Source organism: Streptomyces sp. NPDC058052, assembly GCF_042885515.1.
In the GTDB taxonomy this organism is placed as follows: domain Bacteria; phylum Actinomycetota; class Actinomycetes; order Streptomycetales; family Streptomycetaceae; genus Streptomyces.
Window position 1 is genome coordinate 277,744 of the sequence record NZ_JBHVRX010000001.1, and the last position, 13,568, is coordinate 291,311.

Genomic DNA, 13,568 nt, shown 5'->3' on the forward strand with positions numbered 1-13,568 from the left:
CCGACCCTACGAGTCACCACTGACACGTCTCATCCGAATTTCGGACGGGCCCCCTCCGCGCGTCCGGCCGGCGGGGGCCACACATAGGATCCGTCTCCGATCATGACCAGGGGTGGGAGAGAACGCATGAAGTCCCGTAGGAGAACGGCGGCGACGGTCGTCGCCCTGCTGCCGCTGCTCGCCGCCGCCGTCGGCTGCCAGGCGTCCGGCGGGGAGGAGCCGGCCGCGAAGGCCCCCTCGCCCACCGGGAAGCCGGTGTTCGCGGAGCGGCTCGCCGACCAGCTGAGCGCCGCCACCCGGGCCACAGCGGCGACCGGCTCCGCCCGCTTCACCTCCACGCTCTCCTACGGCTCCGCCGCCGGTACCGCCGTGGAGACGACCGCCGGTGTCCTCGACTACGCCGCGGACACCGCCCGCGTGGAGCGGTCGTACACGGTGCCGCGCGGCTTCCCGGCGGAGTCGGCCGTCCAGCTCGGCCTGGAGAGCGGCGCGCGAGCCCGGCAGGCGTTCGCCGTCGACGGGAACGACGTCAGCTACCGCACGGCCGCCGGTACCTGGCTGCGCTACGAGGCATCCGCCTCGCAGGGGTTCACCGACGAGGCCCGCCCGGTCCTGTCGTACGCGGGGGAGGCGGCGCCCTGGGGCGGCACTCTCGCCGAGGTGGTCCGGGAGGTCGATCCGGAGCGTGCGCCGGCGACCGGCGCGGACGGCCGGCGGACGTACCGGCTCGACGTCCACTCCCGGGCCGCCGACGTGATCCTGCCGGCCGACCTCGGGTTCGCCCTCGTCAAGGGGACGGCGGACGACGTCCCCATGACGGTGGTACTCGACGCGGACGGCCGGCTGCTGAGCGCCGAGGCCGACTACGGGCCGCTCCTGCGCGAGCTGCGCGCGAAGGGGTACCTTCCCGGCGTCACCTCGCTGCGCGCCGCGTACACGCTGACCGGGTACGGCGAGCAGACCGTTCCCGGCATCCCGGCGGGGGAGCGGGTCGAGGACGCCGAGCGGGCCACGGCGGCCCTGGGCGGTCTGAAGCCCGGTGCCTGCGGCTCGACCGACACGGGTCTCGGCACCGTCGACCGGGTCCGCCCGGTGCCCTGCGGGAAGGGCGCCGACGTCCGGGTCTTCGGCCGTCACAAGGTCGAGGAGACCGTGCGGGGCGAGGACCCGGTGGGTCGCGGGCGCGCGCTCGCGGCCGAGCGGTGCGGCGAGGACTTCGACACCGTGCCGGCCGCGTGGACGGAGGGAGCCCGCCCGGCCGGCACGTACATGGTCGCCGGTGAGGAGACCTCCAGCTACGCGTACACCGGCCCCGACGCCTCCGTCTCCGGTGACTTCACCTGCTACGTCACCCTCCGCTGACCCCGCGCGGGCGGCGGTCTCATTCCGCCACCCGCAGCAGCACCACCGACCGCGCCCCCACCTCCAGCACCGCCCCGCCCGGGTGGAGCGTGCCCGGGGGCGCGGTCTGGTCGTCGAGGGCGGTGTCCAGGACCCGCTCGTACGTCCGGGCCCACGGCGCCCCGGGGAGCCGGAAGTCCAGCGGGGCCGGGCCCGCGTGCAGCACGGCGAGGAAGCTGTCGTCGAGGACCTGTTCGCCGCGCTCGTCCCGGCCCGGTATGTCGCGGCCCGACAGGTAGAGGGCGAGCGTGGCGGAGGGCGCGTACCAGTCGCGCTCGGTCATCTCGGTGCCGTCGGGTCCGAACCAGGCGAGGTCCCGCAGCCCGTCCGCGCCCTGCGGCCGGCCGGAGAAGAAGGCGCGGCGGCGCAGCACCGGGTGGTGGTGGCGCAGGGCCAGCAGCCGTCTGGTCAGGGCGAGGAGCTGGGCGCGGCCGGGGTCGTCGGGCAGCGACCAGTCGAGCCAGCCGGTCTCGTTGTCCTGGCAGTACGCGTTGTTGTTGCCGCCCTGGGTGCGGCCCATCTCGTCGCCGGCGACGAGCATCGGCACGCCGGTGGAGAGCAGCAGCGTGGTGAGCAGGTTGCGGAGCTGGCGGAGCCGGAGCGCGCCGATCTCCGGGTCGTCGGTCTCGCCCTCGGCGCCGCAGTTCCAGGAGCGGTTGTCGTGGGTGCCGTCCCGGTTGCCCTCGCCGTTGGCCTCGTTGTGCTTGCGCTCGTAGGTGACGAGGTCGCGCAGGGTGAAGCCGTCGTGGGCGGTGACGAAGTTGACGGAGGCGTAGGGCCGCCGGCCGCCCCAGGCGTAGAGGTCGCTGGAGCCGGAGAGCCGGTAGCCGAGGTCGCGGACGTCGGGCAGGGCACCGCGCCAGAAGTCCCGTACGGCGTCCCGGTAGCGGTCGTTCCACTCGGTCCACAGGGGCGGGAAGGCGCCGACCTGGTAGCCGCCGTTGCCGACGTCCCACGGTTCGGCGATGAGCTTCACCCGGCGCAGCACCGGGTCCTGGGCGATGACGGCGAGGAACGGGGAGAGCATGTCGACGTCGTGCATGGACCGGGCCAGCGCGGCCGCGAGGTCGAAGCGGAAGCCGTCGACGCCCATCTCCGTGACCCAGTACCGCAGCGAGTCGGTGATGAGCCGGAGCACCTGGGGCTGCACGACGTGGAGGGTGTTGCCGCAGCCGGTGTAGTCGGCGTACCGGCGGGCGTCGGACTGGAGCCGGTAGTAGCCGCGGTTGTCGATGCCCTTCAGGGAGAGCGTCGGGCCGAGTTCGCCCGCCTCGGCGGTGTGGTTGTAGACGACGTCGAGGATGACCTCGATGCCGGCGGCGTGCAGGGCCCTGACCATCCGCTTGAACTCGCCGACCTGCTGTCCGGCGGTGCCGGAGGAGGAGTAGCCGGCGTGCGGGGCGAAGTAGCCGATCGAGTTGTAGCCCCAGTAGTTGGTGAGGCCGCGGCGCAGCAGGTGGTCCTCGTGGGCGAACTGGTGGACCGGGAGCAGTTCGACCGCCGTCACCCCGAGCCGGACGAGGTGGTCGACCGCGGCCGGGTGGGCGAGCCCCGCGTAGGTGCCGCGCAGGTGCTCGGGGATGCCGGGGTGCCGGGCGGTGAAGCCCTTGACGTGCACCTCGTAGATGACGGAGTCCTGCCAGGGCGTCTTGGGCCTGCGGTCGTCGGACCAGTCGTCGTCGTCCAGGACGACGACTCCCTTGGGGACGTGCGGCGCGGAGTCCCGCTCGTCGCGGACGGTGTCGGCGACGTGCTGCTGCGGCCAGTCCCGCACGTGCCCGTACACCTCGGGCGGCAGCGTGAACTCGCCGTCCACGGCCCGGGCGTACGGGTCGAGGAGGAGCTTCGCCGGGTTCCAGCGGGCGCCCGTCCACGGGTCCCAGCGGCCGTGCACCCGGTAGCCGTACCGCTGCCCCGGGCCGACGCCGGGCACGAAGCCGTGCCAGATCTCGTGGGTGAGTTCGGTCAGCGGCAGCCGGGTCTCGGTGCCGTCCGGCGCGAAGAGGCAGAGTTCCACCGCCTCGGCGCCGCCCGCCCAGAGGGCGAAGTTGGTGCCCCGGGTCCCGTCCGGCCCGACCCGGCAGCGGGCCCCGAGGGGAGTGGGTGCCCCCGGCCACACCGGGGGCGCGGTCCGTTCCGGGGCATGCTCCGGAACCGCCTGCTGTTCGGCTGTGCTCGACACCGCCCTGGCCTCCCGCGGCTCCGGCGGGCCCGCGTGCCGGGAGCGGGGCGTCCCGGCCCCGGCCCCGCGCGTCCTCCCGCACCCTCGTGTACTCCCGGTCGTCCTCCCTGTTCTGCCCGCACCGCCGTCCCCGCAACATGGCCCGCGCGCACGTTTCCCCTGGAGGGGGGTCGTCGTTGGGCCACGCGTGACACGTGTATGGGAACGGGCCGGACATCTCCTCGCGGTCGCGGGGCTCCTCGTGGGTCTCGCCGGCTGCACCGGATCGGACGGGGAAGGAGGGGTCGGCCTGGGGCTTCCGGGCAAGGCGCGGGCTCCCGGCGACGTGATCCGGGTCAGTCCGGAGGACGGCAGCAGGGCGGTGCCCGCGGACGGTCCGCTGGAGGTGCGGGTGGACAGCGGGCGGCTCGAACGGGTGAACGTGACCCAGGTGGCGGACGGGCGCCGTTCGGCCGTCCGGGGTGCGCTCTCCGCCGACGGGCTGCGCTGGCGGCCCGCCGGCGGCACCCGGCTCGCGCTCGCCGCGAAGTACAGCGTGGACGCGGTGGCGCTCGACGCGCACGGGCGCCGCTCGGCCCGGCACACCACCTTCACCACGGTGGTGCCGGAGAGCCGGTTCATCGGCTACTTCACGCCGGAGAACCGTTCCACTGTGGGCGCCGGGATGATCGTCTCCTTCGGCTTCAGCCGCCCGATCGAGAACCGGGCCGAGGTGGAGCGGGCCATCCGGATCACCTCCGATCCGCCGGTGGAGGTCGTCGGCCACTGGTTCGGCAAGGAGCGGCTCGACTTCCGCCCCGCCGCGTACTGGCCGGCCGGCACGGAGGTGACGGTCGAGCTGGGGCTCCGGGACGTCGAGGGCGCCCCCGGCGTCTACGGCATCCAGCGCAAGAAGGTCGGCTTCACGGTCGGCCGCTCGCAGGTCTCCCTGGTCGACGCCGCCGCCCACACCATGGAGGTGCGGCGGGACGGGCGGGTCCTCGCCACCCTGCCGATCACGGCCGGGGCGCCGAAGACCACCACGTACAACGGGAAGATGGTGGTGACGGAGCTGTACGACGTGACCCGGATGAACGGCGCCACGGTCGGCTTCGGCGGGGAGTACGACATCAAGGACGTGCCGCACGCCATGCGGCTCACCGAGTCGGGCACCTTCATCCACGGCAACTACTGGGCCGACGCGTCCACCTTCGGCTCGGCCAACGTCAGCCACGGCTGCGTGGGGCTGCGGGACGTGAAGGGCGGCGGCTCCGACACCCCGGCGGGCTGGTTCTACGACCGGAGCCTGATCGGCGACGTCGTCGAGGTGGTCAACTCCCAGGACCGGAAGGTCGCCCCGGACAACGGTCTCGGCGGCTGGAACCTGGACTGGGAGAGCTGGACGGCGGGTTCCGCGCTCCGCTGACCCCGGCCCGGCCCGCGGCCGGTCGCTCCTCCGCCCCCTTGCACGTCAGGCCCGTCCCAACTGGGACTGAACGGTGACATTCACGTGGAACTTTCGTGTCTTCCGGTGTGATTATCTAGCGCCGTGCGCGGGACGTGCGCACAGGGGGTGGGGCCCGGTCAGTCACCGGGTCGTGCGAGGGGAGAAGACCATAGTGAACGGGCAGCCGATATCGGGGACGTCGGCGCGGCGGCGGAGCGTACGCCTCGGGGCCCTGGCGACGGGGGCGCTGCTGCTTGTCCTGACCGCCTGCGGCGGCGAGGACCCGGCCGGCACCGGCGGCGGGACCGGCGCGAAGGGGACGGGGCAGGGGACCAGCGCCCCCGACAACGCCGCCTCCCAGGCGGTCGTGACCATCCTGCCGAAGGACGGCGCCGACTCGGTCGCCACCAGCGGGGCCCTCAAGGTCACCGCCGACCAGGGCAAGCTGACGACCGTGACGGTCGCCGACTCCAAGGGCGGCGCGGTCGAGGGGAAGATCTCGGCGGACGGCGCGAGCTGGGAGCCGCTGGCGCACCTGTCGGGCGGCACCCAGTACAAGGTCCACGCGATCGCCAAGGACGCCGAGGGCCGCGAGTCGGCGAAGGACATCACCTTCACGACCCTGGTCCCGAAGAACACCTTCATCGGCCACTACACGCCGGAGGCCGACACGACCGTCGGCGTCGGCATGCCGGTCTCCATCAACTTCACCCGGGGCATCACCGACCCCGAGGCCGTGGAGAAGGCCATCAAGGTGACGGCCGAGCCGGCCGTCGAGATCGAGGGCCACTGGTTCGGCAACGACCGCCTCGACTTCCGTCCCGAGGAGTACTGGAAGGCCGGGACGAAGGTCACGGTGGAGCTCAACCTGGACGGCGTCGAGGGCCGCCCGGGCGTCTACGGCAAGCAGAAGAAGACGTACTCCTTCACCATCGGCCGCCGTCAGGTCTCCACGGTCGACGCGAGCGCCAAGACCATGAAGGTCGAGCGCGACGGGCAGATCATCAAGACCCTGCCGATCACCGCGGGCGCGCCCTCCACGACCACGTACAACGGCCAGATGGTCATCAGCGAGAAGTACAAGGTGACCCGCATGAACGGGGCCACCGTGGGCTTCGGCGGCGAGTACGACATCAAGGACGTGCCGCACGCCATGCGCCTGTCGACCTCCGGCACCTTCGTGCACGGCAACTACTGGGCCCCGAAGTCCACCTTCGGCTCCCAGAACGTCAGCCACGGCTGCGTCGGCCTCTCGGACGCCCGCGGCGCGGGCGACAGCTCCACCCCGGCCGCCTGGTTCTTCGACCGCTCGATCATCGGCGACGTCGTCGTCGTGAAGAACTCGAAGGACAAGCAGATCAAGCCGGAGAACGGCCTGAACGGCTGGAACATGTCCTGGTCGGAGTGGATCGCCTAGGTCCCCTCCGCCCTGGACGGGCCCGGTGCTGTGAGCAACGGCACCGGGCCCGTCCTCGTTAACGCGCACTAACCTCTGTCCCATGACTGTGAACCTCGAAGTCGCCGACGGCGTCGGCACGATCCGCCTCGACCGCCCGCCGATGAACGCCCTGGACATCGCCACCCAGGACCGGCTGCGCGAGCTGGCCCAGGAGGCCACCGACCGCGACGACGTGCGGGCCGTCGTCCTCTACGGCGGCGAGAAGGTCTTCGCGGCCGGCGCGGACATCAAGGAGATGCAGGCCATGGACCACGTGGCCATGGTCGAGCGGTCGCGCGCGCTCCAGGACTCCTTCACCGCCGTCGCCCGCATCCCCAAGCCGGTCGTCGCCGCGATCACCGGCTACGCCCTCGGCGGCGGCTGCGAGCTCGCCCTCTGCGCCGACTACCGGATCGCCGGCGAGAACGCGAAGCTGGGCCAGCCCGAGATCCTGCTCGGCCTGATCCCCGGCGCCGGCGGCACCCAGCGGCTCTCCCGTCTGGTCGGCCCCTCGCGCGCCAAGGACCTCATCTTCACCGGCCGGATGGTGCGCGCCGACGAGGCGCTCGCGCTCGGCCTGGTCGACCGGGTCGTCCCGGCGGCCGAGGTGTACGAGCAGGCGCACGCCTGGGCCGCGAAGCTGGCCCAGGGCCCGGCGGTGGCGCTGCGCGCTGCCAAGGAGGCGATCGACCAGGGTCTGGAGGCCGACATCGACACCGGTCTCGCCCTCGAACGCACCTGGTTCTCGGCGCTGTTCGCGACCGCGGACCGGGAGACCGGCATGCGCAGCTTCGTCGAGGAGGGCCCGGGCAAGGCCACGTTCGCCTGATCGCCCGCCGGGCGGGCCGTCGTCCGACGGACCGTCACGGCGGCGCGTCGTCCCGCGGGGGCCATTCCACCGGAACGGCCCCCGCGGGCCGTCTCCGGCGGCCATGATGGGGGGCATGGCGGGCCTGGAGAGCAGGGAACAACCACGGCAGGGCAGTGTGCCCGCCGCACGGTGGGCACCGACCCCGGAGGACGAAGAGGCCCTCGCGGCGATGGACCGGTACGGCAATCCGGCGGAGGCCGACGTCCGTCTGCCGTCGCAGCCGGAGTCGGCCCGGATCGCCCGCCGGATGACCCAGTACGTGGTGCTCCGCCAGTGGGCGCTCGGCCCGACCCTCGCCGAGCACGCGGTCCTGCTCGTCTCCGAGCTGGTCGGCAACGCGGTCCGGCACACCGGCGCGCGGGTCTTCGCGCTGCGCGCCCAGCGGCGTCCCGGCCGGATCCGGATCGAGGTGCGCGACCCCTCGCGCGGACTGCCCTGTCTGATGCCGGTGGGCGAGCTCGACGTCAGCGGCCGGGGCCTCTTCCTCGTCGACAAGCTCTCCGACCGGTGGGGCGTGGACCTCGGGCCGCGCGGCAAGACGACCTGGTTCGAGATGCGGGTCACCGACCGCTGAACGCACGGAAGCCCCCGTGCGCCGTGGTGGGGCTGCTGGGGGCTTCCGTGTGATGCGCCGTGGACGGGGGGGTGTATCCACGGCCGCTTGGACGACCTGGCCCGGGTCAATGGGAGTCGTTGCCTCGACTATGACAGACGGCGGGCCACACCGCCAAGCGCCCACATCGTTATCAATACGGACATACCTGCACGTTTTAACTGTGAATCGTTGGTGACGTGCAGCACCCGCCTTGCAAACTGTGAATGGCTATGCGGTTCATCGATTGTTTCCCTCGATCATCCACATAGTGGACAGCACTGCGCGGCCTCAGAGGGCGGTCAGCAGCGCCTCCGAGGCCACCGGCCGGTAACCCGCCGCCTGGAAGGTCCGCACGCTCCGCGCGTTCCCCGGCGACTGCTGCGCCCACACCACGCCGTCCGGCGTCAGATGGCGGGCAGCCGTCGCCAGCGCCCGGCCCAGACCGCGGTGGCGCACCTCCTCGTCCACCTCGATCGCCGCCTCCATGCGCCCGGCCACTCCGCGCCCCAGGATCAGCACCCCGCCTTCCGCCGCCCACACCCTTACCTCGTCCCGGTACTTCAGCGCCCGCGCCACCCGCGGGTGCTCCGGGTCCTCGATCTCCCGCAGCTCCACCGGCGGCGGGCCCGGCAGGGCGTCGGCGACCGTCAGCAGGTCGACCGTGTTCATCCGCCGGCCCGTCTCGGTCATCAGCCGCACCAGGAAGCCGGGGTTCATGCTCGCCGCGAGCGGGTCGCTCCCCGTCGCGGCCAGCTCCGCCCGCACCCACTGGGGATCGACGTCCGCGAAGACCACCGAGTGCGCCGTGAAGGCCAGGACCCCGGCGTCCCGCCGGTCCGGCTGCGGCACCACCGTCGTCCCGCCGTCCATGGCGGGGAACTCCCCGCGCGCCGCCGCCTCCAGGATCCGTGTCACGTCACTGCTCATACCGCCATCATCGGGCACCGCTCGGCCAGCTAATCTGACCCCCGTCAGAACAGCACCGAGAAGGGGCGGAAGCAGTGGCGGACATCGAGTCGGCACGCACGGCATTCAACCGGTACGACGTGGACGGGGACGGCTTCATCACCGCCGCGGAGTACAAGAGCGTCATGGCCCAGCTGGGTGACTTCAACGTCACCGAGACGGTGGCCGAGGCCCTCATCAAGCAGCGCGACGACAACGGCGACGGCCGCCTGTCGTGGGACGAGTTCTGGTCCCACCTCAGCAAGGCGTGACCCGGGCCTGACCCGCTCCGGGGCCGGGACCGGGCGGCGTTCACCCTGAGCCGCCGCCGGTCCCGGGCCCGGGTGGAGCCTCCGGCGCTCAGTCCCGCGCCACCAGCAGGGCGGTGCCCCACAGCGCCAGGGCCGCGGGAAGGCCCACGCAGGCCCGTACGGCCTCCGCCGTGAGCCCGCCGGCCGCCAGGCCGCCCCCGATCGCTCCGAGGGCCGTCAGGGCCACCGCGAGCCACCCGTACTGACGCTGGTCGTAGAGGCGGGCCAGCGGGAAGAAGTGGAGACCGACGGCGAAGCAGATGCCGACCGGGATCCACTCCTGGTGTCCGGTCGCGTTCGAGACCGCGACGACACCGACGATCGCGGCCGCCTCGCCCGCGTTCACCACGCCGACCCCGCGGTTCCACCGCTCCGGCAGCCGCACCGGGCGGGTCACCTCGCGGGCCGTCCCCCGGAAGCCGGCGGCCAGCGTCCCGGCCGTCAGCAGCGCCGCGAGCACCCCGGCGACGAGGAGCCCCGGCGCGGGCAGCCCCGATCCGCCCGCGAGCGCCCACACCGCCCCGAAGACGGAGAGCACGACGATCCCCCGGCGGCGCAGGGTGCGGGTGAGGGCGAGACACGCGGCATCAGTGGTCATGGTCATGATCGGACCCTAGCGACGGAAACCGGCCGCGACCGGGGAATCCGGACATCCGTCCGATGATTGGCCTAGACCTATTGCCCGGGCGAGGGTCCGCCGATACGTTTCGTCCCGGCTGCGCAGCCGGCACGAACCGTACGGCACCATCCCGCACCGCATCGCATCGTTCATTTCAGGAGGACATGCCATGTACCGTCGCGTCGCAGCCGCCCTCGCCACCGCGGCCACCGCCGGAGCCCTCGCCCTCGGCACGGCCGGCACCGCCGAGGCCGCCGGCCCCGGCTTCTACGCCCGCAGCCACCACTCCTCGTACGCCGAGTGCCAGGCCGCCGGCCGGGCCGGCGAGTGGATCTGGGGCAAGATCTTCCTCTGCGAGCCCTTCACCTCCACCCGCCCGGACGTCATCGTCCTCTGGGTCCGCTACTGACCCGAACGGGAAACGGCCGGTCCCGTGGGGGCGGGACCGGCCGTTCGTCACGTACGCGCGGGCGTGCTCAGCACTCGATGATGTTCACCGCGAGGCCGCCGCGCGCGGTCTCCTTGTACTTGACGCTCATGTCGGCGCCGGTCTCCTTCATGGTCTTGATGACCTTGTCGAGGGAGACCAGGTGGCTGCCGTCGCCGCGCATGGACATCTTCGCCGCCGTGACGGCCTTGACCGCCGCCATGCCGTTCCGCTCGATGCACGGGATCTGGACCAGGCCGCCGACCGGGTCGCAGGTCAGGCCCAGGTTGTGCTCCATGCCGATCTCGGCCGCGTTCTCCACCTGCTCGGGGGAGCCGCCCAGGACCTCGGCGAGGGCGCCCGCCGCCATCGAGCAGGCCGAGCCGACCTCGCCCTGGCAGCCGACCTCGGCGCCGGAGATCGAGGCGTTCTCCTTGAAGAGCATGCCGACCGCGCCCGCCGCGAGCAGGAAGCGCACGATGCCGTCCTCGTCCGCGCCCGGCACGAAGTTCATGTAGTAGTGCAGGACGGCGGGGATGATGCCGGCCGCGCCGTTCGTCGGGGCGGTGACCACCCGGCCGCCGGCCGCGTTCTCCTCGTTCACCGCCATCGCGTAGAGGGTGATCCACTCCATCGCGTGCATCGCCGGGTCGCCCTCGGAGCGCAGCTTGCGGGCCAGGGTCGAGGCGCGGCGGCGGACCTTCAGGCCGCCCGGCAGGATGCCCTCGCGGGCCATGCCGCGCGAGACGCACGCCTGCATGACCCGCCAGATCTCCAGCAGGCCGGCGCGGATCTCGTCCTCGGTGCGCCACGCCTTCTCGTTCTCCAGCATCAGCGAGGAGATCGACAGGCCGGTCTCCTTGGCGAGGCGCAGCAGCTCGTCACCGGTGCGGAAGGGGTACTTCAGGACGGTGTCGTCCGGGATGATCGGGCTCTCGCCGGCCACCGCGTCCTCGTCCACGACGAAACCGCCGCCCACGGAGTAGTACGTCTTCTCCAGGACGAGCGCGCCCTCGGCGTCGTACGCGAAGACCGTCATGCCGTTGGCGTGGTACGGGAGCGCCTTGCGCCGGTGCAGGACCAGGTCCGCGTCGAAGTCGAACGGGATCTCGTGGGCGCCGAGCAGGTTGATCCGCCCGCTCGCCTTGATCCGCTCGAACTCCTCGTCGGCGTTCTCCACGTCGACCGTGCGGGGCGAGTTCCCCTCCAGGCCGAGGAGGACCGCCTTCGGGGTGCCGTGGCCGTGGCCGGTCGCGCCGAGCGAGCCGTACAGCTCCGCCCGGACCGTCGCCGTGGAGGCGAGCAGCCCCTCGTTCTTCAGCCGGCGGGCGAACATCCGGGCCGCCCGCATGGGGCCCACCGTGTGGGAGCTCGACGGACCGATGCCGATCGAGAACAGATCGAAGACCGAGATGGCCACGGGAGGACTCCTTGTGGGGCTAGACGCCGTTGTCTGCCGGGGTGGAGCAGAAAAGCGTGGAAGACATGGGGCGGGGCACCGCGCTCACTGTCCAGTGTGCGCGGTGCCCCGGAACTCTCGCTGGGACGGACCCAGGAACGAAAGCGTACGAAATTACTTCAGGCCGGGGTACAGCGGGTGCTTGTCGGCCAGCGCGGTCACGCGGGCCTTCAGCGCCTCGGCCTTGTCCGCGTCGAAGCCCGGCTTCAGCGTCTCGGCGATGACGTCGGCGACCTCGGTGAAGTCCTCGGCCGTGAAGCCGCGGGTGGCGAGGGCCGGCGTGCCGATGCGCAGACCGGAGGTGACCATCGGCGGGCGCGGGTCGTTCGGAACGGCGTTCCGGTTGACCGTGATGCCGACCTCGTGGAGACGGTCCTCGGCCTGCTGGCCGTCGAGCTCGGAGTTCCGCAGGTCCACCAGGACCAGGTGCACGTCCGTGCCGCCGGAGAGGACCGAGACGCCGTGCTCGGTGACGTCGTCCCGGACCAGGCGCTCGGCCAGGATGCGGGCGCCGTCCAGGGTGCGCTGCTGGCGCTCCTTGAACTCCTCCGAGGCCGCGACCTTGAAGGAGACGGCCTTGGCCGCGATCACGTGCTCCAGCGGGCCGCCCTGGAAACCGGGGAAGACCGAGGAGTTCAGCTTCTTGGCGAACGCCTTCTTCGCCAGGATGATGCCGCCGCGCGGGCCGCCGAGCGTCTTGTGCGTGGTGGAGGTCACCACGTCCGCGTACTCGACCGGGTTCGGGTGCAGACCGGCCGCGACCAGACCCGCGAAGTGGGCCATGTCGACCCACAGGTACGCCTCGACCTCGTCGGCGATCCGGCGGAACTCCGCGAAGTCCAGCTGGCGCGGGTACGCCGACCAGCCGGCGATGATCACCTTCGGGCGGTGCTCCTTGGCCAGGCGCTCGACCTCGGCCATGTCCACCAGGCCGGCCTCGTCCACGTGGTACGCGACCACGTTGAACTGCTTGCCCGAGAAGTTCAGGCGCATGCCGTGGGTGAGGTGGCCGCCGTGCGCCAGGTCGAGACCGAGGATCGTGTCGCCCGGCTGGGCGATCGCGAAGAGCGCGGCCTGGTTGGCGGAGGCGCCGGAGTGCGGCTGCACGTTGGCGTACTCGGCGCCGAACAGGTCCTTGATCCGGTCGATCGCGATCTGCTCGGCCACGTCGACGTGCTCGCAGCCGCCGTAGTAGCGGCGGCCCGGGTAGCCCTCGGCGTACTTGTTGGTGAGGACGGAGCCCTGGGCCTCCATGACGGCGACCGGAGCGAAGTTCTCCGACGCGATCATCTCGAGGGTGGACTGCTGGCGGCGGAGCTCGGCGTCGACGGCGGCGGCGACGTCCGGGTCCAGCTCGTGGAGGGGAGTGTTCAGAAGCGACATGAAGCGATCCCTAGGGGGTCTCGGTCAGCCTGCGGTGAAGGCGGTGTACTCGTCGGCGGTGAGCAGGTCGTCCGGCTCGCCCGTGATGCGCACCTTGAACAGCCAGCCGCCCTCGAAGGGGGCGGAGTTCACCAGCGAGGGGTCGTCGACGACGTCCTGGTTGGCCTCGACGATCTCGCCCGTCACCGGGGCGTAGAGGTCGCTGACGGACTTGGTCGACTCCAGCTCGCCACAGGACTCGCCCGCGGTCACGGTCGCGCCGACCTCGGGGAGCTGCACGTAGACGACGTCACCGAGGGCGTTGGCCGCGTGCTCCGTGATGCCGACCGTGGCGACGCCGTCCTCGACGGCCGACAGCCACTCGTGCTCCTTGCTGTAGCGAAGCTGCTGGGGGTTGCTCATGGCCTGATTCTCCTGGATCGGGGGAGTGCGGATGTACGTGGGTCTTGCGGGGTGAGACGTGTCCTGAGACGAATGCGTCACGTCCGGAGCGGGCCCGGACGGACGGGCG

The 13,568-nt window shown here is 72.2% G+C and carries 13 protein-coding genes; 7 read left to right on the plus strand and 6 right to left on the minus strand.

Translation table 11 applies throughout. The features are described 5' to 3' along the window. Nucleotides 1-126 precede the first annotated feature (126 nt). Nucleotides 127-1,362 (plus strand): hypothetical protein, encoded by a 1,236-nt coding sequence (locus ACFVU3_RS01405; protein WP_390062649.1) that lies wholly within the window; start codon nucleotides 127-129, stop codon nucleotides 1,360-1,362. A 19-nt stretch (nucleotides 1,363-1,381) separates the two neighbouring features. Here the strand turns inward: ACFVU3_RS01405 and glgX are convergent, their stop codons facing one another. Then, nucleotides 1,382-3,583, minus strand: coding sequence for a glycogen debranching protein GlgX (glgX, locus tag ACFVU3_RS01410; protein WP_390062651.1), 2,202 nt, complete (start codon nucleotides 3,581-3,583; stop codon nucleotides 1,382-1,384). Nucleotides 3,584-3,770: 187 nt separating this feature from the next. Here glgX and ACFVU3_RS01415 point away from each other — a divergent pair, with 187 nt between their 5' ends. The 4 genes from ACFVU3_RS01415 (at nucleotide 3,771) to ACFVU3_RS01430 (ending at nucleotide 7,892) form a co-directional block, all read left to right on the plus strand. Next, on the plus strand, nucleotides 3,771-4,988 hold the full coding sequence (locus ACFVU3_RS01415; RefSeq protein ID WP_390062653.1) for an Ig-like domain-containing protein: 1,218 nt from the start codon (nucleotides 3,771-3,773) through the stop codon (nucleotides 4,986-4,988). Nucleotides 4,989-5,181: 193 nt separating this feature from the next. After that, on the plus strand, nucleotides 5,182-6,426 hold the full coding sequence (locus ACFVU3_RS01420) for an Ig-like domain-containing protein (RefSeq protein ID WP_390062655.1): 1,245 nt from the start codon (nucleotides 5,182-5,184) through the stop codon (nucleotides 6,424-6,426). Between the two features lie 82 nt (nucleotides 6,427-6,508). Next, a complete protein-coding gene (locus tag ACFVU3_RS01425) occupies nucleotides 6,509-7,276 on the plus strand; it encodes an enoyl-CoA hydratase/isomerase family protein (RefSeq protein ID WP_390062657.1) in 768 nt (255 codons plus the stop codon). A gap of 115 nt (nucleotides 7,277-7,391) precedes the next feature. Beyond that, nucleotides 7,392-7,892 (plus strand): ATP-binding protein, encoded by a 501-nt coding sequence (locus ACFVU3_RS01430; RefSeq protein WP_390062659.1) that lies wholly within the window; start codon nucleotides 7,392-7,394, stop codon nucleotides 7,890-7,892. Between the two features lie 309 nt (nucleotides 7,893-8,201). Here ACFVU3_RS01430 and ACFVU3_RS01435 read toward each other — a convergent pair whose 3' ends face one another. Next, on the minus strand, nucleotides 8,202-8,840 hold the full coding sequence (locus ACFVU3_RS01435) for a GNAT family N-acetyltransferase (protein ID WP_390062661.1): 639 nt from the start codon (nucleotides 8,838-8,840) through the stop codon (nucleotides 8,202-8,204). A 74-nt stretch (nucleotides 8,841-8,914) separates the two neighbouring features. Between ACFVU3_RS01435 and ACFVU3_RS01440 the strand changes: the two genes are divergently transcribed. Further along, entirely contained in the window at nucleotides 8,915-9,130 is a 216-nt protein-coding gene (locus ACFVU3_RS01440) for an EF-hand domain-containing protein (RefSeq protein WP_015036303.1), read from the plus strand. Nucleotides 9,131-9,218: 88 nt separating this feature from the next. On the opposite strand, the gene ACFVU3_RS01445 is transcribed toward ACFVU3_RS01440, so the two are convergent. Then, nucleotides 9,219-9,773: a hypothetical protein gene (locus tag ACFVU3_RS01445; RefSeq protein ID WP_390062664.1), complete on the minus strand. Its 555-nt coding sequence runs from the start codon at nucleotides 9,771-9,773 to the stop codon at nucleotides 9,219-9,221. Between the two features lie 184 nt (nucleotides 9,774-9,957). Between ACFVU3_RS01445 and ACFVU3_RS01450 the strand changes: the two genes are divergently transcribed. Continuing rightward, a complete protein-coding gene (locus ACFVU3_RS01450) occupies nucleotides 9,958-10,197 on the plus strand; it encodes a hypothetical protein (RefSeq protein ID WP_390062666.1) in 240 nt (79 codons plus the stop codon). A gap of 67 nt (nucleotides 10,198-10,264) precedes the next feature. On the opposite strand, the gene ACFVU3_RS01455 is transcribed toward ACFVU3_RS01450, so the two are convergent. The 3 genes from ACFVU3_RS01455 to gcvH all read right to left on the minus strand — a co-directional run bounded on the left by ACFVU3_RS01455 (nucleotide 10,265) and on the right by gcvH (nucleotide 13,459). Beyond that, nucleotides 10,265-11,635 carry an L-serine ammonia-lyase gene (locus ACFVU3_RS01455; RefSeq protein ID WP_390062668.1) on the minus strand — a complete coding sequence of 457 codons (1,371 nt, stop codon included), beginning with the start codon at nucleotides 11,633-11,635 and terminating at the stop codon, nucleotides 10,265-10,267. A 153-nt stretch (nucleotides 11,636-11,788) separates the two neighbouring features. Then, the gene (gene glyA / locus ACFVU3_RS01460; protein ID WP_390062670.1) at nucleotides 11,789-13,057 is read right to left on the minus strand and encodes a serine hydroxymethyltransferase; all 1,269 of its coding nucleotides are present in this window, start codon (nucleotides 13,055-13,057) and stop codon (nucleotides 11,789-11,791) included. 24 nt (nucleotides 13,058-13,081) lie between these two features. Further along, on the minus strand, nucleotides 13,082-13,459 hold the full coding sequence (gene gcvH, locus ACFVU3_RS01465; RefSeq protein WP_390062672.1) for a glycine cleavage system protein GcvH: 378 nt from the start codon (nucleotides 13,457-13,459) through the stop codon (nucleotides 13,082-13,084). Nucleotides 13,460-13,568: the final 109 nt, after the last annotated feature.